This is a genomic window from Pseudoalteromonas luteoviolacea (assembly GCF_018100925.1).
GTDB classification, from domain to species: Bacteria; Pseudomonadota; Gammaproteobacteria; order Enterobacterales; family Alteromonadaceae; genus Pseudoalteromonas; species Pseudoalteromonas obscura.
Genome location: NZ_JAGJEH010000006.1, coordinates 207,470 through 231,201, shown reverse-complemented (window position 1 = coordinate 231,201; position 23,732 = coordinate 207,470). Strand labels below are relative to the sequence as shown.

The 23,732-nt window shown below is 41.5% G+C and carries 22 protein-coding genes; 10 read left to right on the top strand and 12 right to left on the bottom strand.

Features of this window, described 5'->3' with window-relative positions:
* Positions 1–109: 109 nt before the first annotated feature.
* Complete coding sequence (ampD, locus tag J8M00_RS14625; protein WP_211011243.1) at positions 110–673, top strand: 1,6-anhydro-N-acetylmuramyl-L-alanine amidase AmpD; 564 nt, start codon at positions 110–112, stop codon at positions 671–673.
* Positions 674–678: 5 nt separating this feature from the next.
* Complete coding sequence (ampE, locus tag J8M00_RS14620; RefSeq protein WP_211011241.1) at positions 679–1,563, top strand: beta-lactamase regulator AmpE; 885 nt, start codon at positions 679–681, stop codon at positions 1,561–1,563.
* Between the two features lie 19 nt (positions 1,564–1,582).
* Here the strand turns inward: ampE and J8M00_RS14615 are convergent, their stop codons facing one another.
* Entirely contained in the window at positions 1,583–4,081 is a 2,499-nt protein-coding gene (locus tag J8M00_RS14615) for a PilZ domain-containing protein (RefSeq protein ID WP_211011239.1), read from the bottom strand.
* A 139-nt stretch (positions 4,082–4,220) separates the two neighbouring features.
* Between J8M00_RS14615 and radA the strand changes: the two genes are divergently transcribed.
* Positions 4,221–5,591 (top strand): DNA repair protein RadA, encoded by a 1,371-nt coding sequence (gene radA / locus J8M00_RS14610; RefSeq protein ID WP_211011237.1) that lies wholly within the window; start codon positions 4,221–4,223, stop codon positions 5,589–5,591.
* 9 nt (positions 5,592–5,600) lie between these two features.
* Positions 5,601–6,524 carry a hypothetical protein gene (locus tag J8M00_RS14605; RefSeq protein ID WP_211011235.1) on the top strand — a complete coding sequence of 308 codons (924 nt, stop codon included), beginning with the start codon at positions 5,601–5,603 and terminating at the stop codon, positions 6,522–6,524.
* A gap of 50 nt (positions 6,525–6,574) precedes the next feature.
* Here J8M00_RS14605 and J8M00_RS14600 read toward each other — a convergent pair whose 3' ends face one another.
* A complete protein-coding gene (locus J8M00_RS14600; protein WP_211011233.1) occupies positions 6,575–7,912 on the bottom strand; it encodes a peptidoglycan DD-metalloendopeptidase family protein in 1,338 nt (445 codons plus the stop codon).
* Positions 7,913–8,063: 151 nt separating this feature from the next.
* On the opposite strand from J8M00_RS14600, the gene tyrS reads away from it, so the two are divergent.
* Positions 8,064–9,263, top strand: coding sequence for a tyrosine--tRNA ligase (gene tyrS, locus J8M00_RS14595; protein ID WP_211011463.1), 1,200 nt, complete (start codon positions 8,064–8,066; stop codon positions 9,261–9,263).
* Between the two features lie 38 nt (positions 9,264–9,301).
* Here tyrS and J8M00_RS14590 read toward each other — a convergent pair whose 3' ends face one another.
* The 4 genes from J8M00_RS14590 to folE2 all read right to left on the bottom strand — a co-directional run bounded on the left by J8M00_RS14590 (position 9,302) and on the right by folE2 (position 12,695).
* Positions 9,302–10,246: a cobalamin biosynthesis protein CobD/CbiB gene (locus J8M00_RS14590; protein WP_348772556.1), complete on the bottom strand. Its 945-nt coding sequence runs from the start codon at positions 10,244–10,246 to the stop codon at positions 9,302–9,304.
* Entirely contained in the window at positions 10,247–10,954 is a 708-nt protein-coding gene (gene mtnN, locus J8M00_RS14585; RefSeq protein ID WP_211011231.1) for a 5'-methylthioadenosine/S-adenosylhomocysteine nucleosidase, read from the bottom strand. It lies immediately after the preceding gene.
* Positions 10,955–11,073: 119 nt separating this feature from the next.
* Positions 11,074–11,664, bottom strand: a complete 591-nt coding sequence (locus tag J8M00_RS14580) for a DUF2726 domain-containing protein (protein WP_211011229.1) — start codon at positions 11,662–11,664, stop codon at positions 11,074–11,076.
* A gap of 110 nt (positions 11,665–11,774) precedes the next feature.
* The gene (gene folE2 / locus J8M00_RS14575) at positions 11,775–12,695 is read right to left on the bottom strand and encodes a GTP cyclohydrolase FolE2 (RefSeq protein ID WP_211011227.1); all 921 of its coding nucleotides are present in this window, start codon (positions 12,693–12,695) and stop codon (positions 11,775–11,777) included.
* Between the two features lie 262 nt (positions 12,696–12,957).
* Here folE2 and arcB point away from each other — a divergent pair, with 262 nt between their 5' ends.
* A complete protein-coding gene (arcB, locus tag J8M00_RS14570) occupies positions 12,958–15,285 on the top strand; it encodes an aerobic respiration two-component sensor histidine kinase ArcB (RefSeq protein ID WP_211011225.1) in 2,328 nt (775 codons plus the stop codon).
* 4 nt (positions 15,286–15,289) lie between these two features.
* On the opposite strand, the gene arcA is transcribed toward arcB, so the two are convergent.
* The 5 genes from arcA to trmB form a co-directional block, all read right to left on the bottom strand.
* Complete coding sequence (gene arcA / locus J8M00_RS14565; RefSeq protein WP_023399731.1) at positions 15,290–16,015, bottom strand: two-component system response regulator ArcA; 726 nt, start codon at positions 16,013–16,015, stop codon at positions 15,290–15,292.
* Positions 16,016–16,122: 107 nt separating this feature from the next.
* Entirely contained in the window at positions 16,123–16,650 is a 528-nt protein-coding gene (locus J8M00_RS14560; protein WP_023399732.1) for a YfiR family protein, read from the bottom strand.
* The gene (locus J8M00_RS14555; protein WP_211011223.1) at positions 16,650–18,269 is read right to left on the bottom strand and encodes a sensor histidine kinase; all 1,620 of its coding nucleotides are present in this window, start codon (positions 18,267–18,269) and stop codon (positions 16,650–16,652) included. Before J8M00_RS14555 ends, J8M00_RS14560 begins: the two co-directional genes overlap by 1 nt.
* Positions 18,270–18,414: 145 nt before the next feature.
* The gene (locus tag J8M00_RS14550) at positions 18,415–19,452 is read right to left on the bottom strand and encodes a methyltransferase (protein ID WP_211011221.1); all 1,038 of its coding nucleotides are present in this window, start codon (positions 19,450–19,452) and stop codon (positions 18,415–18,417) included.
* A gap of 78 nt (positions 19,453–19,530) precedes the next feature.
* Positions 19,531–20,256: a tRNA (guanosine(46)-N7)-methyltransferase TrmB gene (gene trmB, locus J8M00_RS14545; RefSeq protein ID WP_211011461.1), complete on the bottom strand. Its 726-nt coding sequence runs from the start codon at positions 20,254–20,256 to the stop codon at positions 19,531–19,533.
* Between the two features lie 125 nt (positions 20,257–20,381).
* Between trmB and mutY the strand changes: the two genes are divergently transcribed.
* Positions 20,382–21,440, top strand: a complete 1,059-nt coding sequence (gene mutY, locus J8M00_RS14540) for an A/G-specific adenine glycosylase (RefSeq protein ID WP_211011219.1) — start codon at positions 20,382–20,384, stop codon at positions 21,438–21,440.
* A gap of 39 nt (positions 21,441–21,479) precedes the next feature.
* Positions 21,480–21,752, top strand: a complete 273-nt coding sequence (locus tag J8M00_RS14535) for an oxidative damage protection protein (RefSeq protein WP_023399737.1) — start codon at positions 21,480–21,482, stop codon at positions 21,750–21,752.
* A 33-nt stretch (positions 21,753–21,785) separates the two neighbouring features.
* Here J8M00_RS14535 and ispB read toward each other — a convergent pair whose 3' ends face one another.
* Positions 21,786–22,760, bottom strand: a complete 975-nt coding sequence (ispB, locus tag J8M00_RS14530; RefSeq protein ID WP_211011217.1) for an octaprenyl diphosphate synthase — start codon at positions 22,758–22,760, stop codon at positions 21,786–21,788.
* 378 nt (positions 22,761–23,138) lie between these two features.
* Between ispB and rplU the strand changes: the two genes are divergently transcribed.
* Together rplU and rpmA are read left to right on the top strand one after the other, a co-directional pair.
* Entirely contained in the window at positions 23,139–23,450 is a 312-nt protein-coding gene (gene rplU, locus J8M00_RS14525) for a 50S ribosomal protein L21 (RefSeq protein WP_023399739.1), read from the top strand.
* Between the two features lie 19 nt (positions 23,451–23,469).
* A complete protein-coding gene (gene rpmA / locus J8M00_RS14520; protein ID WP_023399740.1) occupies positions 23,470–23,727 on the top strand; it encodes a 50S ribosomal protein L27 in 258 nt (85 codons plus the stop codon).
* The last annotated feature ends 5 nt before the right edge of the window (positions 23,728–23,732 follow it).

Below are 23,732 nucleotides of genomic sequence, written 5' to 3'. Positions count from 1 at the left end.
ACAATTTTCTTTCATAAAAGGATGTATGCTTTCTTAAAATAAATTTGCAATAGTGCTGAGAAGTAATTCTTGTTAAGGTAGTGAGGTAACAATTGAAAGCTAATTTTTTATGGAAAATCAAGATCAATGGCTGAAGTTTGCCAAACACAGACCTTCACCCCATCATGATGAACGACCTAATGAGTGCGATATCGAGTTGCTCGTCATTCATAATATCTCTTTGCCTGCGGGCCAATTTGGCACGAGTTATGTCGATGACCTTTTTATGGGAACCATTGATTGTCATGCGCATGAAAGCTTTGCATCTTTGCAAGGGGTAAGAGTGTCAGCTCACTGTTTTATTCGTCGAGATGGTGAAGTGATCCAATATGTGCCTTTTTCAAAGCGAGCATGGCATGCGGGTGTATCGAGCTATCGTGGACGTGAAAAATGTAACGATTTCAGCATCGGCATTGAATTAGAGGGAACGGATAATGACGCATATACACCTGCGCAATATGAAGCACTTGTGGCTGTAAGCCGCGCAATCATAGTGCGCTACCCGAAAATTACCACTGAGCAGATTGTTGGTCATTGTGATATTGCGCCAGTACGCAAGACAGATCCTGGAGAGGCATTTGATTGGTCGTACTATTTGGATCTACTACAACGTGAATTAGAAATATTTGAGTAAAAATCATGATATTAATTTCGATATTATTGGCACTGATCATCGAGCGTTTAGGCGCTAGGTCAACACACTGGCAAATCGACTACTATTTGTCTCATTATCAGCAATGGAGTTACCAACAAAGTGCAGTTAGCTGGTTGTATAAGTCCAGTTTAGGCGTCATGTTATGGCTTACTATTCCAGCGTTGCTGATTGCATTTTTATATAGTTTGTTTGAATTTGTGCTGTGGCAAATCGCGCTTAATGTTTGTATTTTGCTGATTTGTTTTGGCTGTGCGAAATACCGTAAATCTTACAAGGGATACCTCAATGCCCTAGCAAGAGATGATAAGGAAGCTGCCACTTTGTACGCTTTGCAAATGGGCCAAACGAAAACCGAACATGAACCAGGAGGGGAGACCTTCGGCCAAACATTGGCGTGGATAAATTTCACACATTATTGTGCGGTGATGTTTTGGTTTGTATTGCTTGGCGCGCCAGGGGCTGTGTTATATGCCACAACACGTGCAGTTGTTGAGATACTAAAAGATAAAGTGAATGGCGAGCCGTCAATAAACGAGCAAAAGTGTATTGAAGTTATGTCTGCGCATACTCAGCGGTTTAGTACACTATTTCACTTTCTAAATTGGCTACCAGCAAGGCTTGCGGGCTTTGGTTACTTGATTATCGGCAACTTTTCAAAAGGCACTGGCAGCTGGCTTAAATACTTATTGGACTTTCAAGCTTGTAATCGCAAAGTTGTCGCAGAAACAGCACTTGCTGCCGAGCAGATAGAGCAACAATATTTTGGTTGCACATATGAGGCTGCATGTATGATGCGCTTGGTAAAGCGCAATGTTTTATTTTACTTGTTTTTAGTCGCTGCATTGACTTTATTTGCAGGACTCAGCTAAACGAGCCTCAGGTGGCTGACTAAAAGTGCTTAGTTAGCCACTCGCGTTTTCGATTTTTCATGCGCTCAATCAAATGATTCTCCAGTCCTAAAACGGGCATCATTACATCTGTTACATCGACGACATCACAAACGCCGTTAACCGACCAAAGCGCTTCTTCTAAGCCTTTTGCTTTGTGTAGAGCGTAGTGGCTTACATAGCGCAATTCATTGGCGAGATGATCCATATCAGGTCGGCCTGTTTTGGACACATACAAATGGCAGATAAACAAAATACCATTCTTTAGGGCTTTTTTTGCAAATAAAAACAGCGGCTCAATAGGTTCACCAAAAGGAATGCATTGGGACTTAACACCGTGGTTTGATTCATCTGATTGTTTTTCATCGTAGTGAACAAACAGCGTAAACCGCAGCGGTTTGTCTTGTCTGGACTTTTCTTTCAATTGTTCCGTTAAAGAGTCGCCAATGAATTTGTTGGGAAATAACTTATTTGGGAAAAGGAGTTCTTGTCCATTGTGGTTGATGAGGTGCGGCAACAATATATTGTGTAATGGTGAAGGGTAGAGTCCATGTCCTACCGCGCCAATTTCCATATGAGATGCTTTTTTATGAAGGTAAAGCGGTAGCTGACAGATGCTTTTGGTTACCATATTTCTGAGCGCAGTCGAGAGTCCTGGTATTTTAGGCGCTTCCTCACTGGGCTGGAGCTTGTCTTTATTATTATCGATCAGCGCAGTGAAAAATTCGATGGCCGTATGAGATGCATTAGTGACTTGCTTTACTTTAAGGTTGATAATAGTTTTTGATTTGCTAACAGCCATGACCTCGTATCGCAAACCTGACAGCACATGCTGTTTGGTGATCTTTTGCAAGTCGGGTAAATCGACAGTAACGAGATCTCCTTTGGCTACATCCACAGCGTGTTCAACTTCAATTTGCAGGCCCATAATCGAAAAGTCCCGGGTATTGCCACTGAATACCTGGCTATCAGATATATTCAACGCGACTCCGGTGCGATATAAAAATCGCTTGTGGGATCTTAAATTCACATATTCCAACGCGACCTTTTCCAGTGGTGGCGGGTTTTTAGATTTGCCATGGCCAAACTCTTTTAAGCGATTGATGCTCTCTTGTGGATAGGTTAACTTGCTGCAATGTGATTTATGTTCAGGTGTGGTTATCTCAGTGAGCAGCATGAGGTGATGCACAGGCTCAATTAACCCTTGTGCACGAGGAGGAGGTCGTCTGTTTAGCTTTTCAACATTCTTTCCTGCGCTTTTAGGCAATGATAGTGGAATATAGGCGTCTTCATGGTGGCTTGGCATCAACTGTACTTTAAATACTCGCCAGCTTTCTTTTTCGCTACCAAACCCTAAAAATAGGCTTTTTAATTCTGGATTTTCTTCGAGTTCGTAATCAAAGGCTGAGTAAAAGTAGATCTTGCCACCATTTGAGTGGGTAAATGTGTAGCAGTAGGCCTCTTTTACTGGTGCGGACTGCAATAGTAATTTTTGTAGCCGCTTATTGTTGAAGATACTGTATAAACAAGATGTTTTTCGCTCATCTTCAAAATAATAATTAATAAAAGCATTGTTCTCATTAGTGAGTGTCATACTCGGCAGTAACATGTTGTTTATGCGACTAAAAAACACAAATAATGAGCTGACACGTGGCAAGTAATATTGCTCATACCCTTTGCATACAACGGCATCCATAGTGTTGTCTAAATTTATCTTATAGCGTCGTTTGTTGCCGTGAATGAAGCTTTCTAAAAACTCGTCAAACCCCGAGTTGTTCTCTACGAAGGTTCTTTTTAAACGGACATAGTTGTAATCTGAGTTAGACTCTTCAACAGCGACCACTTCGTATTGGATACCCTCTTTTAAGCCGAGCTCGAAATCTTGTTCCAATCCCACTAAACGCAGCGTGATGACGTTTTTTGGGTGTACATGGTAGCTTTTTCCCAATTTTATTTTTGCGCCACTCAAAGAGATGTCAGAGGTACTTGCGGGGATCGTGGTACCGCTTTTTAACTCAACCGTGATCTTGATAGAGTAATTCATGCGCTCTTCAATACGGCTTTCATAGGAAGCAAAACGAATTAATTGGGCTTCATGCTCAAATGCGACCTCGGGTTCTGTGTCATCTTGGACCTGAGCTTGTTTTTGCATTACCTTATAATTATTGTCGGTATGCATGACTGCTTCATATACCGCCATCGTATAGCCACCGTGCTGCGCAACCTCACGTTCAAATACACTAATAGCAAGATCATCCATAAAGTGTTGCTTACCGTCATGCTCGTATGGTTTTACATCGCCAGATACCTGTCCACGCAAATCAATAAAGCGCGCAACAGGTTGCGAAAGGCGTGTCATTTCCATTTTTAACAAAAATTGGTCTGGTTTGCTCAGTTGTGCTGTTTTTTGCTTGAAGATAAAATCAAAATTTGGATCGCCTAAATCTCCTTTTAGGTCATTAATAAGGTCTTGATGTAGTTCTAGTTTATCTTCACTCATAGCCGTTCGCAGTTTGTCCGCAGACAATGTCTCTTTGTTATTATTTCAGCCTTCGCCAATTTTATGTCAGTATAGCTTCATTCTTAACTTGTAGCTTAACTGGGTTTTCCTTTTAAGCAATAACTATGCCTTGATATATATGGGAAAAAAGAAAACCGCATTTGTATGTAGTGATTGTGGAGCGGAATTTGCTCGTTGGCAAGGGCAATGTTCTGAATGTAAAGCTTGGAACACTGTAACAGAGTTTCGTGTACCTTCTGTGAAAACGGCTCCACGTAGTGCTGGTACCACCGGGTATGCCGGTGTGGTAGAAGCAAAAATTCAAACCTTAGATGAAGTAAACCTTGAATCGTTACCTCGATTTTCTACAGGCTTTAAGGAGTTTGATAGAGTGTTGGGTGGTGGTGTGGTACCCGGTAGTGCCATATTAATTGGTGGTGAACCGGGCGCGGGTAAAAGTACATTACTTTTGCAAACTATGTGTTTACTTGCGCAATCTATGCCGACGTTATATGTAACTGGTGAAGAGTCATTACAGCAAGTAGCTATGCGCGCAAAACGTCTGGGTTTGCCAACAGATAAGCTTAAAACTTTAGCTGAAACTAATGTTGAAACGATTTGCCAACTTGCACTGAGAGAAAAGCCCGCCATTATGGTCATCGACTCGATTCAAGTTATGCATATGGCAGACGTTCAGTCAGCGCCTGGAAGTGTCTCTCAAGTACGCGAAAGTGCAGCTTATTTGACGCGCTTTGCGAAGCAAAACCAAGTTGCCATTGTCATGGTAGGTCATGTGACAAAAGATGGTACGCTGGCAGGCCCAAAAGTGTTAGAGCACTGTATTGACTGTTCAATCCTATTGGAAGGCAGCAGTGACAGCCGATTTAGAACATTGCGAGGCAATAAAAACCGTTTTGGTGCAGTTAACGAACTGGGTGTTTTTGCGATGACGGGGCAAGGCTTAAAAGAAGTCAACAATCCTTCCGCTATTTTTCTTAACCGGGGTGAAGAGCAGACGCCTGGCTCACTGGTTATGGTAATTTGGGAAGGGACCCGCCCTCTGTTAGTGGAAGTTCAAGCTTTAGTCGACTATTCGCAATTGGCAAACCCGAGACGTGTAACTGTGGGTCTAGAACAAAACCGATTAGCTATGTTGCTGGCAGTGTTACACCGTCATGGTGGGTTGCAAGTCGCTGATCAAGATGTATTTGTCAATGTAGTTGGTGGTGTAAAGGTCAATGAAACCAGTGCGGATTTGGCTCTGATCACCGCCTTGGTATCCAGCTTTAAAAATTATGCATTAGATAAACAGTTAGTTGTTTTTGGTGAGGTAGGACTGGGAGGTGAGATCCGTCCGGTGCCTAGTGGTCAAGAAAGATTGCGAGAAGCTGCGAAACATGGTTTTAAACGTGCTATTGTACCTGTCGCAAATAAACCAAAAGAAGATATCGAAGGGATGGAAGTGATAGGGGTTTCCAGCTTAAACGATGCATTAGAAGCGCTATTTTAAGGAGTTATTATGAATAAAGCAGCTCTTACAGGTGTCGCACTTGCTGTTGCAGGTGGCGTTGCAGGTGTTAACTGGTATGCAAACAAAACTGCAAGTGAAGTTGTTGCAGAGCAGGTACAGCAATTCTCAGAGCAGACTGGGTTTGATGTGAACTATCAAAATGTAGATTATAGCCTGCTGAGTAATACGGTTGTGCTCGAGAACATTTCATTTAAAACACAAGAAAGTGAACACGCATTGGTGGATATTGCGCGTTTCTCCTTAAAAGGGTACGAGAGTGGTAAAGTTAGCCCTCTCACTGAGTTGGAGATAGAAGGGTTATCTTTGACAGATGAACTAAAAGCTCTTTCTTTAGAAGCACTTCCTACCACACTAGCAAATGCGAAATATAACTTAAACTCGACAATGCGCTACGATGAAGCCAGCGGAGACAGCCAGTTTAAATTTGCCGTTTCGGCTGAAAAAGTGGTTAACTTTGGTATGGACATCGCCTTAGCAAATAGCCAAAATTTGATGGATTTACAGCAAGAAATCCAGAAAATGCATGAGCAAGGAGAGGTATCTCTGGAAGCTGAGTTACAGATGCAGAGTAAAATGCTAAGCGCATTACAATCACTTCAACCAGTCGATATGGCCTTTGCCTTGAAAAATGAGGGAGAATTAAAGGCCTTAGTTGATGAAGTATTGCAACAAAGCGGCTTAGATCACGAACAATTAAAAGCGTTATTGGCGGTACAAATGGAAAATGTACCTGCAAGTGATAATGCTAAGCAGGCAATTCAGTCTTTTGTATCTGGTCTGTCTTTACTTGAAGTCAGTATGCAGTTTCCAGAAAAGACGAGCTTTATGCAGCTAGGTATGCAGCTTCAACCGTTAGCAGGCAATCCTCAAGCGCTGGAAGAGTTTTTGAAGCTCCGGATTGTAGGTAGATAATTAGATAGAAAAAAGGCGAGGAATACCTCGCCTTTTTTATTTAAACTTCGTTATTTGTTGTTCAAAGCTAACATCAATTCACGTTTGCGCTCTAATCTCACTAACATTTTGTCAGCAAGAGGTCTGAACTTAGCAAGTTCCTGCTTTGGAAGCGGAAGTGACTTAGGTAGTTTGACTGTTTTTGGATTGCGGTGGTTGCCGTTGACCAAGAATTCGTAATGCAGATGTGGTCCTGTTACCCGCCCTGTGGCTCCAACAGTACCAATTTTTTGCCCTTGCTTAACCTTTTGGCCCGCTTTTACATGCAACTTGTGCAAGTGCAGGTATTTTGTAGTGTATTGGCTACCATGCTCGATAAAAACGTAATTACCATTGAGCCTATGATAGCCAGCTTTGGTTACTCTACCATTACCCGCAGCAACGACTGGTGTACCAACCTTTGCCGCATAATCTATACCTCGGTGTGGGCGAACTTGTTTGGTTACGGGGTGTAACCTTCTTGGATTAAAGTTTGAACTGATATACTTGAAATTCACCGGTGCGCGTAAAAACGCTTTTTTCATACTGCGTCCTTCGGGAGTGTAAAACTCACCGTTGGTATGCCTAATTGCAGTATATCGATCACCTTGGTTTATAAACTCAGCGGCAATGATTTTTCCATTGCCAATTTCTTCGCCATCCACATAGTGAGATTCGTACACAAGAGTAAAGGTATCACCTTTACGTATGTCGTTTGCAAAATCCACATCCCAGCCGAAAATGTTAGCAAAGTTCATAATTTGTCTTTGTGTCAGACCTGCTGAAATGCCAGCTGTCCAAAAACTCGAACGAATTTTTCCACCGGCGGTTTTTTCACGAGTCTCAATTTCTTTGCTTGCTATTTTGGTTTCGTAGCTGCCATCGTCTATACGCGTTACGTACAAAGTATCTGTTTTAGAGAGTACATATTTTAATTGCGCAAGGTTACCCTGTTTATCGCTGGCAAAGCTCAGGGTTTCACCAGGGTGTATTTTTGTTAATTTACGCGTTTCTTCATTAGTGTTAACCAATTTATGAAGTGTTTGGGCAGAATATCCGGCGCGCTTAAACAAAACAGCCAAGCTATCACCTGAGCGGACTTTGTGATCTACGTAATCATAAGTGTGTGTATTCTCTTGCTCTTTAGTGGGTTCAGCTTCTGCACTTAGGATAGTGAGCTGCTCAGGCTGTTGTTCTTCAACTTTGATAGGGAGTTCATAACGCTTGCCAACTTCCAATGCATCGTCTTTATGATCTTTGGATGCAGTGGCCTTTTCTGAAGGCAACAAGGCAATCCCAGTCATCGCAGCTAACAAACCGACAATAAGCATTTTGTGTTTTTTGGGAAGCTTATTTACTGCAGGTACCATAACGTGCCTTTTTCGCTGTCAAGAAATTTTATGAATAATAGTGCAGCATATACGTAATAAAGCGTTAATACCAGTATTTTGTGCATTTAAACTCCGTGAAATATAGGCTAGAATCGGGCGATAAACTGAATTTAGAGTTGGAGTGATAATGGTGGACATAGAAACTGCATTTGCTGAGATAAAGCGCGGTGCAGAAGACATATTGGTTGAAGATGAGCTAAAAGAGAAATTAAAGTCAGGCAAAAAGCTGCGTATTAAGGCAGGATTTGATCCAACAGCACCTGATCTACATTTAGGTCACACAGTACTAATTAATAAATTAAAAACTTTCCAAGATTTAGGTCACGAGGTCATTTTCTTAATTGGTGATTTCACCGGTATGATCGGAGACCCAACTGGCAAAAATGTCACGCGCAAGCCACTTACCCGAGAAGACGTACTTGCAAACGCTGAAACATATAAAGAGCAAGTATTTAAAATTCTGGATCCTGAAAAAACCACTGTTGCATTTAACTCGCAATGGATGGAGAAATTAAGCAGTGCAGAGATGATTAAGCTTGCATCGCGACAAACTGTAGCTCGAATGCTAGAGCGTGATGATTTTAAAAAGCGTTATGCTGGCGGTCAGGCAATTGCCATCCATGAATTTTTATATCCGCTAGTTCAGGGCTGGGACTCAGTTGCACTAGAAGCTGATGTTGAGCTTGGTGGTACGGATCAACGCTTTAACCTATTGATGGGTAGAGAGTTACAGAAAGAAGAAGGTCAAAAGCCACAAACAGTCTTGATGATGCCATTACTTGAGGGTACAGATGGTGTTCAAAAGATGTCTAAGTCATTAGGTAACTATATCGGTATTACTGACGCTCCAACTGAGATGTTTGGTAAAGTTATGTCGATTTCCGATGATCTTATGTGGCGTTACTACGAGCTATTGAGTGCTAAATCATTGACTGACATTGCAGCGTTAAAAGAAGAAGTTGCAGGCGGTCGCAACCCTCGCGATATCAAAATTGACTTTGCTAAAGAAATGATTGCACGTTTCCATAGTGAAGATGATGCGCAGGCAGCCCATCAAGATTTTATTAAGCGCTTTCAAAAGAATGCTCTACCCGACGAGATCCCTGAAGTGACTGTAAGCATTGAAGGTGATACAACATTTATTGCTAACTTACTAAAAGAAGCAGGCCTTGTGGCAAGTACTTCAGAAGCAATGCGGATGATCAAACAAGGTGCGGTGAAGCTTAATGGCGAAGAGAAAATCACTGATACTAAGCTAGAAATAGCAAAAGGCAGTACTGAAATTTACCAAGTAGGTAAGCGTAAGTTTGCTAAAGTGACAGTAGCTTAAGTTATCCACCCTGTAGCCAAGTGATAAAGCTCACTTGGCTACACTAAATTTATTGCGAACCAAATTAACACGGTTAAGCCCAACCAAAACCACCTCATACTGTTTAATAGTTTTAGCATATGCTGCATATCTTCGACAGTCGGTTGGCGATCGCTTCCTATTCTAATGTTGTCAAAGCGCTCATCATGGTAAAAGCGGGGACCTGCGAGCTGCACATTTAAGCTGGCAGAGAATAACGCCATGATCCATCCTGAATTTTTGTTTACGTAGTGCTGTGCATAATGTTTTAAGTAATGTTGCGTCTTCGCGAGGTTTTGGGTTAACGCCATAATTAGGACGAAACATCTAATTGGAAGCCATTCGAGTAGGTATATGATTTTTTGTACGGCAGTCATGAAAGGGTGCTGTACGCAAAGCTGTTTTCGCCAACTTTGGTCGCATAATAGTAATAATTTATACGTCAGCGCTAAATAGGGACCCGCAATCAGATAAAAAATAATAATTAGATAAAAATGGCGGATTGTATTAAGTGCCAGAGAATCTAGCGAAGCTTTTATGATGCCCATTTCTGATAACTTTGTAGTGTCTCGGTTTACAATGCTGGCCAGCAGCTGTTTAGCTGAACCTTTTTGACCTTGAGATAACAGCCTCGCAATGCGTTTGGCCCGTCCTTCAAAGTGGGTATCCAAACATAAAAATAAAATTAACCCGCCAAACCACTGAGGATAAAAAGAGATGTAAGACAGTGTGTATAGCAACATGATAATCGTGAGTGTAGGTAATATACAGGCGAGCGCGCCTGAGAGCTTATGCTGAGTTACTTTATTACCTTTACGAACTACACGCTTGGCCAAATTGCTGGTTAGAAGTGTAAAAATGGTATTGGGGTGGTAGAGCTTAGATAGATTCAAGCTAAAAGCACAAATTACTGCTAAGCAAAAGATGAGCAAGCCCTCTTGGGCTTGCAATAAAGTGATAAACACTTACAGGGTTACCTGTGTTAACTCTTCAAGCAATGCCATAACTAGCTTAGACGAATTAACCGATGCTACTTCTAGGTACTCTTCAAATGACTGAGGAGATTCCTTACCTGCAATATCAGATAGAGAGCGGATCACAACGAACGGAGTATTTAACACATGACAAGCTTGTGCAATGGCTGCTCCTTCCATTTCCACAGCTAGCATATTTGGAAAATCTTGACGTGTTTTCTCAATACGTACTGGATCACACATAAATGAATCGCCAGTACAGATTTGACCTACCATTGTCTGGATATCTTTTACAGCATGAATGCTCGCTTCCGACGCTTTAATTAAAGCCGGATGAGCTGCGAAACCTGCTGGCATTTGAGGTACTTGCCCTAATTCATAGCCAAAAGCTGTGACATCAACATCATGGTGACGTACTTCACTTGAGATAACAACATCACCAACATTTAGTGAAGGTTCAAATCCACCAGCAGAACCTGTGTTGATCACGCAATCAGGTGAAAAATTATCGATAAGTAGGGTTGTTGCAACGGTTGCGGCAACTTTACCGATACCAGACTGCACCAATGTTACTTCATGGCCGCCTAGTTCACCTGTGTAAAATGTAAATCCGCCTTTTGTAAGTGTTTTTGGAGACTGCATGGTGTCACGTAAAATCGTAACTTCTTGCTCCATCGCACCAATAATGCCAATTTTCATAATTTTTCTCTTTGTATTTTAGTTACTGCTCATTATATACATTCTTCTTTTGAAAGCATTCTTTTGGCGGCAAAACAATGAAGCAAGCTGCTTGAAGAGCTCAAGCAGCCAAATGGAATCTAAATTTCTGCCAGTTGTGTACTTGCGGCTTTGGCCTGAGATGGGGAGAGAACAGCCGGCTTGTAACTGCGGTTACGTACTGGTTTGGTTTGCTCAGGTTTCTGGCCAAGCTTGAATAGGATAGCTGCTCGCACCTCTGGGCTTTTATAACCTGATTTGATTTTCATGCGTATATGAGGGATCCCTGCGGACTCCAACGCACCACTTACAAACCAATCTTTTTGTGCTTTGTGGCCATTCTTATTTGAGTTATTGACTAAATCTACAGCCGCTACAATATTGAGCGTGCTTTTATCTACTAACACATAATCAAGCTGTTTGTTTTGTGCTTTGGTAATAGCAGAACGGCGCGCTTTTTTAGATAGGCCTGGTTTGCATTCTATGACATCGACAAGTTTAACACGGCTGACTATCTTAAACTTATCGCCAACGGCACGTTCTAGTAACTGTAAAAATGATGCTTCTACGGTTGTAAAAACCGAATCTTTACGATTAAACGGATATGGATTGCCGCCCACATCGGTATATTTTGAAATTACGATAGAGGCAATGACTACAAGCGCTAAAATAGCTAAAAGTGTTAATTCCATAAATCACTCCACGACAACAAATTGACTTTGGTATTTAGTAAGCAAGGAGTGTGCCGGAAGTGGTTTTGAATCGGCGTTAAGGTAAGGATACTTAACGCCGATGTGGCAGGTTAAACTTGGTAACCGCCCTCTACGCCTTTAACTGCATATGCTACTGCGTCGTGTGCATGCAGTGACTCATAGTGATTAATTTTAACGTAAAAGTCGTCAAAGTTATTTTGGTTCAGCAGTGCTTTTAGCTTTCTTGCTGCATCTTCACAAAACATCAAGTTTTGGCCATTTAATCTGGCAAACTCTTGCTCGTCTTCGCGTTTAACCGCGGCTTGTACAGGTGTTTTTAATTCTTGCTCTGCGATATCTATTAAACCTTTAATATCAAACTCTTTGGCACCTTGTGGTAACTTTACTTTAATATTGGCGATAGAGCGCTGTGAGTGAGGGGTGGCTACGATCCCTTCCGTTGTGCCTAGCCAAGCATGAACACTGTCATGGTCCAAGGTTTTACCTAAAAAGTTTTCTTCAAATGCATTTTGAATAAGCTGTCTGGCAAGCGCAGCAGAACATGGGCAAGTTGACGAATAAGTTACATCAACTGCAAGCTCAATACTTAATGCTTGATCTTTTATTGTTGCCGTGATGGTTACAGGGTAGCTCTTCCAGCCTTGTTTCCCACTTAATAACGAAGCGCGGCGCAAAGGTAATTCAAAATTGAGAACAACTTTTGCCGCATTGCTTAGATCCTTATGTGTTGTCACAAATTGATCAAGTAATGATGCTAGCGTGGCAGGTGTCAGAGTTTGTTCGCAAGATAGTGTATCTAACGCCAAAAACAGCCTCGACATGTGAATGCCTTTTGCTTCGGGCTTATCTAAACTGACGAAAGCGTCAGCCTTGGCATTAACAGGCAGTTCTTGAAGACCCTTACTTGCTAATTGTAGAGGCAGCTCAATGTCCCCCATTCCTACCCAGTCTAAGGTTCCGGTTTGAAGCGCATCTGCATTGTGTGCAATGTCTGGCATTGAAGTTGGCATTTAAACTCTCTTTAATCACGACATCAAAAATGCTCTCATATTACACTAAAATGAGTTTTTTTTCTGTGGATATTCTTAATTAGAATAAACAAAAACAGATTGAGTGTGCATTATTTGATACGTTATCACACTATTTGTGTGGTTACTCAAGCGCTGCCTTTTTTCAAAAGTTTGAGTTTTTTCAACAAAGTTACACTATTTGGTCGCTCGCATATGTGCTCAGCTGAGGTATAATGGCCTGGTTAACAAGGTGACTATTATTATGCTTGATTCTTCGTTTGGGTCTTGGGCTCGAATTCTCTCTAATTTGGTTCGAAAATACGGTGAACGCAAAGCTGGCGCAATTGCTTATGTTCTGGTGCTCGTGGCGTCATTGGTTTTATCCTGTATGTTCTATTATGTGGCACTAGGATCAGTCACTTTGGTAAATGTATTGTCTGTTGTTGTATTTGCAGCACTGACTTCGCCTTTACTTATCTCAGTTGCTGTTTTTGCTATTCGCCAATTGGAGAGCTCGAAAGAGTATTTAGAGTCAGCTACTCAACAAGAAAAATTGTTGAACCAAACACTCAAAGACAATATCAATCGGCTTAATAATGAAATAGATGAACGAAAAATGGCATTGCATGCAAAACACCGTGCAATTGCAGAGCTGCGAAATGAAATAACTGAACGTCGTAAAGCTGAGCAAGAGCTTGCACAGCAAAGCATGTTGTTGCGCTCAATTGTTGATTCATCCCCTGATTTATTTTATTACCGCGATGAACACGGTGTGTTTGCTGGGTGTAATAAAAAGTTTGAACAAGTTATTGGGAAAGATAGCGAAGGTTTAATTGGTAAAACTGCTGATGAGATTTTTGTCGATCAGGTCGTGCCCAAAGTACTAGAGACAGATGCCCAAGTTAGTGCCACTCAGCAAACCATTTCGTTGGATGTAGAATACCCTGTTAAAGATGAAAACCGCTGGTTTGAGATGCGCAAGTTGCCCTTTATTAATAATGAAGGCGAATATATCGGGTTATTGGCGTTTGGTCGTGATATCACCAGCCGTAAAGAAGCAGAGCAAGCATTAGAAACTGCATATAAAGACAAAGGGAAATTTATTGCCACGTTAAGTCACGAACTTAGAACGCCGCTTAACGGCATTGTCGGTTTAACACGCATGCTTTTAGATACCGAGCTCACTCAGCAGCAAAAAAGTTGGTGCAACACGGTTTTTTCCAGCGCTGAAACCTTAGGTAATATTTTTAACGATATTATTGATCTGGATAAGATTGACCGAGAGCAACTAGATATAGCAACGGACAGTATCAATGTATCTGATTTTATCAATGACGTGGTCAACTTTTCTGATCTGATTGCAGGCCAAAAAGGCCTCGAGTTCAAAATCCAACGCTCAGGTGTGCTAGATGTTTACGCATTGCTTGACCCTACACGTTTACGTCAAGTGCTCTGGAATCTTATCAATAATGCTGTGAAATTTACCCACCGTGGCTGTGTAACTCTCGAGTGCCGTAGAGAAAACCGCGACAGTGGTGCTTGGTTAAGTATGAGCATTATTGATACTGGGGTGGGGATCTCAGCAGAGCAACAAGATAAAATCTTTGATATGTACTACAAGGCGCCTGATGCTGAAGGCAATAATGCCATCGGTTCTGGGATCGGATTAGCGGTGACCAAGGCCCTGGTGTTAGCTATGAAAGGGCGTATAGCGGTCAGTAGTATGCCAGGTAAAGGAAGTCGATTTGATGTTGAGATCCCGTTGGAACTTTGCAGTGCGCCTAACCAACAAAGTTATGCCGGTCGTGGTTTATACATATTACTTGTAGAAGATGTTCCGCTAAATGCTGAAATTGCGACAAATTTACTTGAACAGCGCGGTCATGAAGTGATTTGGGCTGAAACAGGTGAAGATGCATTGTCCCTTGTTCAAACCGAGGATGAACTTGACCTTATTTTGCTTGATATGCAGTTGCCTGATCTAAATGGTGACGAAGTTGCTAGACAAATTCGTGACGATAGTCATTTTGACGCTTTGCCAATTGTTGCTTTGACAGCAAATGTCAGAAGCGCAGAGCAAGAACTACAAGGAATAAGCATTCAAGGCGCATTGGCAAAGCCAATTAATACGACCAAACTAGACAAGATGCTGGCTGAATTATTTGGCATTGATAGTGTTAAAGAAGACGCAAGCGCGATTCAGCAAAACACGGTAGAAGTATTAGAGGTAGAGCGCAATCTACTCGACATTGAAACTATTACGGACTTTGTGGCGTCTATGGGCGTTGATACCTTTAAACGTAGCTGTGAATTATTCGCTAAACTAAACCCAACGTACTGTAACGAGCTTACTGTCGCAAACCGTGATGATGATGTGGCTGAGTACGGCTCTGTGGCGCATAAATTAAAAGGTGCAGCAGGCTCTGTTGGACTTAAACTAGTACAGCAACACGCGAAGGTAATGGAAACTGAGTGTGAATCCGTTGATGTTGAGGTGCGTGAGCAGTGGATATCAGAATTGGAAGAATTAATAAGAGAAGGGCAGTTAACCCTTCACTCATTAATTGCAAAACTCGCTGAAAGCTCTTAGCGAACTATGGTTGAGTGTTATCGATTTTACCAATGAAGCGATAACCTTCACCGTGGATAGTACTAATCAGCTCAGGTGTGTTACTGTCAGTCTCGAAGTGCTTACGAATACGACGGATAGTAACGTCTACAGTACGGTCATTTGCACGAAGCTCACGGCCCGTCATATGCTTGATAAGCTGCTCACGGCTGAAAATGCGACCTGGAGAGTCAAGCATTAAGCGTAGCGCTCTATATTCACCTTTTGGTAGGCGTTTAGATTCACCTGTAGGTGATGTAAGACAGCGACTATTTTCGTCTAATTCCCACCCGTTAAACGTGATCACACCGTTGCTGTCGATTGTCGACTCTTCAGGTGTTGATCCTGTACGTGAAATAAGATTACGTACACGGATAGTTAGTTCACGTGGGTTGAACGGTTTTGTAACGTAGTCGTCTGCACCGATCTCTAAACCTAAGATTCTATCGACATCGTTGTCACGACCTGTTAAGAAAATTAAGCCTACATTTTTTTTCTGGCGTAACTCACGAGCCAAAATTAGGCCGTTTCTACCAGGAAGGTTTATATCCATGATTACACAGTTGACATCGTCGTTTGCTGTCAATTTTTCATGCATATCATCGCCATCAATGGCTTCAATTACCTTATGACCTTCGGCTTCAAATAAACTAACGAGGTTCAGTCGAGTTACGTCTTCATCCTCAACAATTAGAATGACTGGCGTTTGCATTATTAATTAACCTTTTCGGAATGTTTTATTTACAAAAACTTCGGTGTTATATAATAAAACCGAATGTTAACGATTATAGGAGTATATTCAATTGTTAACAAGTAAAATCAGTCAGGATAGAACTTAGAAACTGCGAGTAGCCTAGAGAGCACTTTAAAGTTATGTTGAGCAACTTCTTGTCTGTTAATATATAACCGAATTTTACTCCCTTCTTGGACCAAGGAAGCAATCCCACCCCCTTCCAAAAATTCGATACTTTCGCCTACAGTCACCATATTTAAGGTAATTGTATCGGTCCAAGAGGATAGTATATCATCTTCCATTGTTTCATCAATGTATGTGATATCACAGCGCTTGGAAAGTTCCCTAAAAGGGTCAGAAAGATTCACTTTTATTATATCTATAGGCTTACCACGTATTTTTAAGTTATTATTTTTATTTAAAATAGCGCCTGGACCATGATTTAAATCATAAAAACAAAACCTGGTTACTTGTTTATTTTTTTGCTCCGGAAAATCGATTAGCTTAGCCATTTGATATAAAAAAGCGGAACGAATTTCATGTGGTGATTTTGCGTCAACGTTTAAACTACAAAAAATAAAAATAAATGCAGCTATTAGGTACATTATTTTCATTAAATTACCCCTTTTAGAGGCAGAGTTATAATAAATTCCGTACCTTTTTTATTGTCATCTGATAGCGTTATAGTGCCGCCTAAAGCTTGAGTAATTAAATTGTAAACTAAATGCATGCCAAGCCCGCTGCCACCTTCTCCACGCTTTGTGGTGACAAAAGGGTCGAAAATACGTTTTTTGATTGCATTTGATACACCCACCCCATTGTCTGTGTAAATAATCTCAAGGGATTGGCTACGCTGTTCAACATGAATGCTTATTTGGTTGTCTTTTAGGTCTAAAAAGCCGTGGATGAGTGAGTTAGATAGCAGCTGTTCAAAGACTTGTTGAAGGAGTCCCGCTTTTGTTCTAACCGTGAGCTGCTCTGGGCAAGAGAGTTGCCAAGTGACATTCTTGATGTCAATTTCAGCACGCATACTGCTAATAATTGCACTGAAAAGCTTGTTGATATTTACTTCGGAACTTACTTCGACGTCTTGGCTTACTGCGACCTTTTTGAAACTGGAGATTAGCTCTGCCGCGCGATTGAGGTTGCGATAAATGAGATCTAAGTTTTCAATGCCGTCATGGATAAAACGTTCTAATTGTTTTGAGGTTAGGGTTTTTTGCTCAAAAGCTGCGTTGATATCTGCAAGTTTGTCTCTCAATAAAGTCGAGCCGGTAACCCCTAATCCGATAGGCGTATTTACTTCATGGGCAACACCGGCAACCATTTGACCCAATGAGGCCATTTTTTCATTCTCAACAATTTGATTTTGATACTGGTGCATCCTCTCTAAGGTGTTGAGAAGCTCTTGGTTGGCTTCGCGCAAAGCGATGGTGCGCTGATTGACCTTTTCTTCGAGGTTTTGGTTCAGTTGCTTTATTTCAAGTTTGTCAGCTTGATGACGTGCCAACTGATTTTGCGTACGGGCGAGCATAATATTGAGGTTATTAGCCAGCATGTTAACTTCTTCAATATCACTTTTGGTTGCTCGGGCTGAGTAGTTGTGATTTTTAGAAACGTCTTGGAGCAGCAATGATAAGGAATCTATTGGGTTGGCTATACGCTTTTGAATGGCACGGGCAACAAATAGTACAAGGATAAGAACAATTAACGTCAGCGCTATATCTACGAGTATTTTTTGGTTGATATATTGAGACAGTCGCTCTAGGCCCCCTCTGACATAAACATACCCTTCTATTTTCCCTTCGTATTCGACAGGAATGATTAGCTCGACATAATCTGTGGATACTTTTGGCTTTTTAAGTGTTTCAATTTCATTGACTTTGAGGGGAACCGGGGGGGTTTTGCTGGCGTTATAGCTGGTAAAAAACACAGGTTTATTGGTTACATCATCAATGGCATAAATATGGATATTTTTAACCAGTTCAACCTTGTTGAACGATTTGAGCCGTTTTTCTTCGGTTTTTCTATCGTCAAAAATCAGCGTGATCTGTGCGTTAAATGCGATGATCTCCGCAATCATTTGTAACTTATTGACAATCAGTTTCTTCTGCTCTTTTACATCGAGGTAAGTTGAGATTGAAATGGAAAGTGAGAGCGACAAAGCCGTTACTAACATAACAGCACTTATCAAAACTTTTCTTATACTTGTTTTTGTTGCGTGTTTTCCCATTGTGCGCTCATAGGTGGACCTCTTAACAGCTAATCTTAGTTTAGCAGCTTAGTTAAGTAAGTTAACAAAAAAGCAGAGAATTCCCATTAACTTGTTATCAGCTAAAGGTTTAACGCAGTCTTTAGCTGAAATAAAAAGTGAAATTTTAAGCTTTTTGTGCTCGATATACGGCGAACTTCGAGTTTTTAACTTCTGTTTTGAACTGACTGAAGTGTTGGTCAATAATAGGTGGGTACTTTAAGAAGCTATTTGCAACAATTTGTAAGTTAGCACCCTTTTTCATTTTATGTTTCGCATTTGCTATAAAGGCTTCTGCAATGCTGTAATCAGTATTCAGGCCAGTATGAAATGGCGGGTTACTCACGATTGCATCAAATTGATGTGTTACTTGCCCCAAGCCATCGCTCAAAATGAATGTCCCGCTATGACCATTAAGCTCTAAAGTTTGTTCACTGGCGTATAAGGCCAGCGCACTGACATCTAGGCAATGCAGTGATAAGCTTGGCTGCGCATTAAGCATAAATGTTGCAATCAGGCCAGCTCCACAACCAAAATCTAAAACAGCTCCCTTGGAAGGGATTGACAGGTTGTTAAGCAACAGTTCGGTGCCCACGTCTAGTTTTCCGTGGTTAAATACGCCCGGTACACTGACTGCATTGAAATTTTGTTCTGCGACTTTGACACTGAAGATTTGATGATAGTCGGTAATATCAAAGCGCTCTTGGGCCTCTAGGTCGTTAAACTCATATAAAATACAATGTTTAGCACTGTCTAATTTGTAACTAGCTTGTGCATATGGCTTGAGCTGCTTTTCAACAGACTTGACACCACCTTTATTTTCTCCGACAACCAAAAGCCGAGTTGCCTTACCTAGGTTTGCCCTGATGTTCGACAACATCATATTGGCTTCAGGCTTTGACTTAGGGTAATAATAAATAACTAAGTCTAAGTTTTCGATACTCGGCAAACTGTGGCCAACAAAGCTATTTATACTGGAGTGCTTAGACGCAGCTAGGTGATCGGCAAAGTTGTAACTGAAGGCATAAATTTGTGCTGATGAGTTAAGATTGGCTAACTCAGATAAAAAACCATCATCGCTGTGATTTATGACCAGAACTTTATTGCCATGGAGCTCTTCTTCATTGCGCAGTAAAAGTAGGCTAGGGTTAGATAGTTTTTGCATTTTTTATCTCAAAAATGTTAGCTGGTAGAGCCGTGTGGTTAGATTGAAAAGGGGCTGTTGTGCCCCTCAAAAAAGCGCTTAAGCTGTGCGTTCAAACATAAGGTCCCACACGCCGTGGCCCAAACGGTGACCACGCTGTTCAAATTTTGTCAGCGGTCTGAACTCAGGTCTAGGTACGTAATCGTTAGTTTCAGATTGATTAGCATAGCCTTGTGCTTGTTGCATCACTTCCAGCATATGCTCAGCATAATTCTCCCAGTCAGTTGCCATGTGGAATACGCCACCAACTTTTAATTTTGCGCGGATCTTTTGTACAAATTCAGGTTGTACAATGCGGCGTTTGTGGTGGCGCTTTTTATGCCATGGATCTGGGAAGAACAATTGCAGCTTACTTAGGCTGCTATCTGCAATGCAATCTGCCAAAACTTCTACAGCGTCGTGCTCAAAAACACGCAAGTTTGTTAGGCCGTGCTCGTCTGCTTCCATTAAACATGCACCTACACCTGGACGATGAACTTCAATACCGATGAAGTTTTGCTGTGGGTTGTTCTTAGCCATTTCAACCAAAGATTTACCCATACCAAAGCCAATTTCTACGACAACATCATTGTCATTGCCAAATACTTCACTGAAGTTGAGTAGGCCTTGGCTATGCTCAAGCCCAAGGGTTGGCCAGCACTTTTCTAGTGCAGCTGCTTGGCCTTTAGTAAGGCGACCTTCACGTTTTACAAAGCTGCGCACTTTACGGATATATTTACCTTCCTGCTCAGCTTGCTCTAGTGCTTGTTTACTCGATTCGTTCATTGTCATCATCTGCGGTGTAAAAATTGGGCGCACATTATCCCTGTTCACGCTGATAAGTACAAGGGCTTGACGTTTTTAAAAAGCTTCTTACACTGGCGGCTGAAGCAAGTAGACAGAGAATAAAGATGGCCGTTGATCGTCAAACAGCAGACTGGTTTGCAACAAAAGTTGTAGATTGGTACCACGTCCATGGTAGGAAAACACTGCCGTGGCAAATAGATAAAACACCTTATAAGGTATGGGTGTCCGAAGTAATGTTACAACAAACTCAAGTCGTAACTGTGATCCCTTACTTTGAGCGCTTTATGTCTCGATTCCCTACAGTAATTGATTTGGCTGATGCACCGGAAGACGAAGTTCTTCATCATTGGACGGGATTAGGCTATTACGCGAGAGCAAGAAATTTGCACAAAACGGCTAAAATCATTCGCGACCAATATCAAGGAAAGTTCCCAGAAACATTTGAGCAGGTTGTTGACTTACCGGGCATAGGGCGTTCAACCGCGGGAGCAATCCTCTCTTTAGCACTGGGACAACATTACTCTATACTCGATGGCAATGTAAAACGCGTCTTGGCGCGCTTTTTTATGGTAGAAGGGTGGTACGGCGTAAAGAAAGTTGAAAATCATCTGTGGGAGCTAACGAATGCTGTGACGCCTTCTGGTGATGTACGAGAGTTTAATCAAGCTATGATGGACTTAGGTGCAAGTCTTTGCTCGCGTTCAAAGTTTCAATGCGAACCTTGTCCTTTGGTTGAAAGGTGTCTTGCACATAAAAACAATAAAGTGAAAGAGTTTCCAAACTCTAAACCAAAAAAAGAAAAACCTAAAAAGTCGGCATATCACCTTATGCTTAAAGTCGATGAACAGGTGTTGATGGAAAAGCGACCAAGCAGTGGTATTTGGGGCGGGTTATTTGGATTCTTTGAATTTTCGGAGTTATCTGAGTTGAACGCTTTTTTAGTTCAACAAGGAATAGAAGCGACAACATATTCGTTAGCACCTTTTGTACATATATTCACGCACTTTGAACTGACTATTAACCCTATTTGTGTCGAGTTAGCGCAGATACCCGATTGTGTACATGATAATCAGCTGCTCTGGTACGATATAAATCAGCCGCCTGAGGTTGGACTTGCCGCGCCAACAAAAAAGTTAGTTAAAGTATTAAAGGCAATGGGGTAAACTTGTCGTATCATACGAGACTGAATTATAGGTGAGAAGATGGCACGTACAGTTTTTTGTCAGAAGTTAAATAAAGAAGCTCCCGGTTTGGATTTCCAATTGTATCCAGGTGAGGTAGGCGAGCGTATTTTCAATAATATTTCGAAAGAAGCGTGGCAGCAGTGGCAGCATAAACAAACGATGCTGATCAATGAAAAGCATTTAAATATGATGGACCCTGAGCACCGCCAACTGCTTGAAGAGCAAATGGTTGGATTTTTATTCGAAAATAAAGAAGTAGAAATTGAAGGCTATAGACCGCCAGAAAAGTAAAAAAGCTGCCTAGGCAGCTTTTTTATTAGGATATTAATACTCTCTATCTACCGAAAGTCTAGCAAGGGCAATTAGTGCTTCTTTGAATGTAGAGTCGTCCAAACAATTTAATTGTGTAATTGCTTTTTCAGATTCTTGTTGGGCTTTTTCCATCGTTTTTTGCAGTGCTTGAGTATCTTCAAGTGTTTGCAAGATATCAGCTAAGTTATCAATGCCGTTGCCTGATTCGATCGCTTCTCTAATTTGTGCAACTTGAGTATCTGTGCCAGATTTCATCGCGTAAATAAGCGGTAAGGTTGGTTTACCCTCTGCTAAGTCATCCCCGATATTTTTGCCGAGCAGCTCTGCGTTAGCACTGTAATCTAGTACATCATCTACCAGCTGAAAAGCTGTTCCAAGGTGCATGCCGTATAGTTTCAGAGCGTCTTTGATGTTTTGAGGTTGCTCAGATACGACGGCAGGGAGCAAGGTTGCAGCTTCAAACAATTTTGCTGTTTTGCTATAAATGACCTGCATATAACTTTGTTCAGTTGTATCTGGATCATTGCAATTCATAAGCTGCAGTACTTCGCCTTCAGCAATAATGTTGGTCGCATCGGCTAATATTTGCATGACCTCCATATTGTTGAGGCCAACCATTAGCTGAAAAGAGCGGGTATAAATAAAGTCACCAACAAGTACGCTCGCAGCGTTGCCAAATTCAGCATTGGCAGTTGGCTCTCCGCGCCTTAAGTTAGACTCATCGACAACATCATCGTGTAACAAAGTTGCTGTATGAATAAACTCTATAATAGTTGCTAGCGTGATGTGTTTGTTCTGGTGTTCTGCTTCAAGTGCCTTTGCAACAAGTAAAGTCAACATTGGCCTTACACGCTTTCCACCGCTGTTGACAATATACAAACCCAATTGATTTACCAATGCAACATCTGACTGCATTTGCTCAAAAATAAGTTGATTTACAGACAGCATGTCTTGCTCAATCAATGATTGGATAGTCTTAATATCCATAGTATACCGTGCTAAAGCCCCTGTTAGAGATAAACGCCGCAGATTGTACATTAAAATTTCAGCCGACTCGAATTTTATGAGTAATGATAGAGAAAAAAAAGCATTTGGATTAAATACTGATCAGTTTCGTGGTTGTTATGTGTACTGCCATGAACTGTCAAGTGTTTTTATTGAAAGTTTTTGCAGTAAAAAACAGTTTGGCAATGCGAACTTTTTAGCTAGAATAGGCGAAAATGAATTAATGCTCTCAAACAAGCCAATTTTTATTCATTATTTTATCCTTAGGGTATTGCGCGCAGTTCGACATTAGCGTAAACTTCGCGCCCTATTGAAGAATATTAAGTTGCGTCGATTTGAGGGCGCACAACGGAGTTAATTATGTACGCGGTTTTCCAAAGTGGTGGTAAACAGCACCGTGTGACTGAAGGTCAAACAATTCGTCTAGAGAAATTAGACGTTGAGACTGGTGCATCAATTGAATTTGATTCAGTACTTCTAGTTGCTGATGGTGAGAAGATCGAGATCGGTGCACCATTCGTAAATGGCGGTAAGGTAACAGCTGAAGTTGTTTCTCACGGTCGTGGCGAGAAAATTAAGATTGTTAAGTTCAGACGTCGTAAGCATTCTCGTAAGCAGATGGGCCACCGTCAGTGGTTCACTGAAGTTAAAATCACTGGCATTAGCGCTTAATTTTTAGAGGTACAGAAAGATGGCACATAAGAAGGCAGCTGGTAGTACTCGTAACGGTCGCGATTCAGAAAGTAAACGTTTAGGTGTTAAGCGTTTCGGTGGCGAATCAGTTTTAGCGGGTAACATCCTTGTTCGTCAGCGTGGTACTAAGTTCCACGCAGGTTCTAACGCAGGTATCGGTAAAGACCACACTATCTTCGCGAAAGCAGATGGTAAAGTAGTTTTCGAAACTAAAGGTCCTTTAAACCGTAAATACGTTAGCATCGTAGCTGAGTAATCGGT

Coding starts and splice junctions, on each gene's coding strand:
- ampD (WP_211011243.1), top strand. CDS start 110: ATGGAAAATCAAGATCAATGGCTGAAGTTTGCCAAACACAGACCTTCA.
- ampE (WP_211011241.1), top strand. CDS start 679: ATGATATTAATTTCGATATTATTGGCACTGATCATCGAGCGTTTAGGC.
- J8M00_RS14615 (WP_211011239.1), bottom strand. CDS start 4,081: ATGAGTGAAGATAAACTAGAACTACATCAAGACCTTATTAATGACCTA.
- radA (WP_211011237.1), top strand. CDS start 4,221: ATGGGAAAAAAGAAAACCGCATTTGTATGTAGTGATTGTGGAGCGGAA.
- J8M00_RS14605 (WP_211011235.1), top strand. CDS start 5,601: ATGAATAAAGCAGCTCTTACAGGTGTCGCACTTGCTGTTGCAGGTGGC.
- J8M00_RS14600 (WP_211011233.1), bottom strand. CDS start 7,912: ATGGTACCTGCAGTAAATAAGCTTCCCAAAAAACACAAAATGCTTATT.
- mtnN (WP_211011231.1), bottom strand. CDS start 10,954: ATGAAAATTGGCATTATTGGTGCGATGGAGCAAGAAGTTACGATTTTA.
- J8M00_RS14580 (WP_211011229.1), bottom strand. CDS start 11,664: ATGGAATTAACACTTTTAGCTATTTTAGCGCTTGTAGTCATTGCCTCT.
- folE2 (WP_211011227.1), bottom strand. CDS start 12,695: ATGCCAACTTCAATGCCAGACATTGCACACAATGCAGATGCGCTTCAA.
- arcB (WP_211011225.1), top strand. CDS start 12,958: ATGCTTGATTCTTCGTTTGGGTCTTGGGCTCGAATTCTCTCTAATTTG.
- arcA (WP_023399731.1), bottom strand. CDS start 16,015: ATGCAAACGCCAGTCATTCTAATTGTTGAGGATGAAGACGTAACTCGA.
- J8M00_RS14560 (WP_023399732.1), bottom strand. CDS start 16,650: ATGAAAATAATGTACCTAATAGCTGCATTTATTTTTATTTTTTGTAGT.
- J8M00_RS14555 (WP_211011223.1), bottom strand. CDS start 18,269: ATGGGAAAACACGCAACAAAAACAAGTATAAGAAAAGTTTTGATAAGT.
- J8M00_RS14550 (WP_211011221.1), bottom strand. CDS start 19,452: ATGCAAAAACTATCTAACCCTAGCCTACTTTTACTGCGCAATGAAGAA.
- trmB (WP_211011461.1), bottom strand. CDS start 20,256: ATGAACGAATCGAGTAAACAAGCACTAGAGCAAGCTGAGCAGGAAGGT.
- mutY (WP_211011219.1), top strand. CDS start 20,382: ATGGCCGTTGATCGTCAAACAGCAGACTGGTTTGCAACAAAAGTTGTA.
- J8M00_RS14535 (WP_023399737.1), top strand. CDS start 21,480: ATGGCACGTACAGTTTTTTGTCAGAAGTTAAATAAAGAAGCTCCCGGT.
- ispB (WP_211011217.1), bottom strand. CDS start 22,760: ATGGATATTAAGACTATCCAATCATTGATTGAGCAAGACATGCTGTCT.
- rplU (WP_023399739.1), top strand. CDS start 23,139: ATGTACGCGGTTTTCCAAAGTGGTGGTAAACAGCACCGTGTGACTGAA.
- rpmA (WP_023399740.1), top strand. CDS start 23,470: ATGGCACATAAGAAGGCAGCTGGTAGTACTCGTAACGGTCGCGATTCA.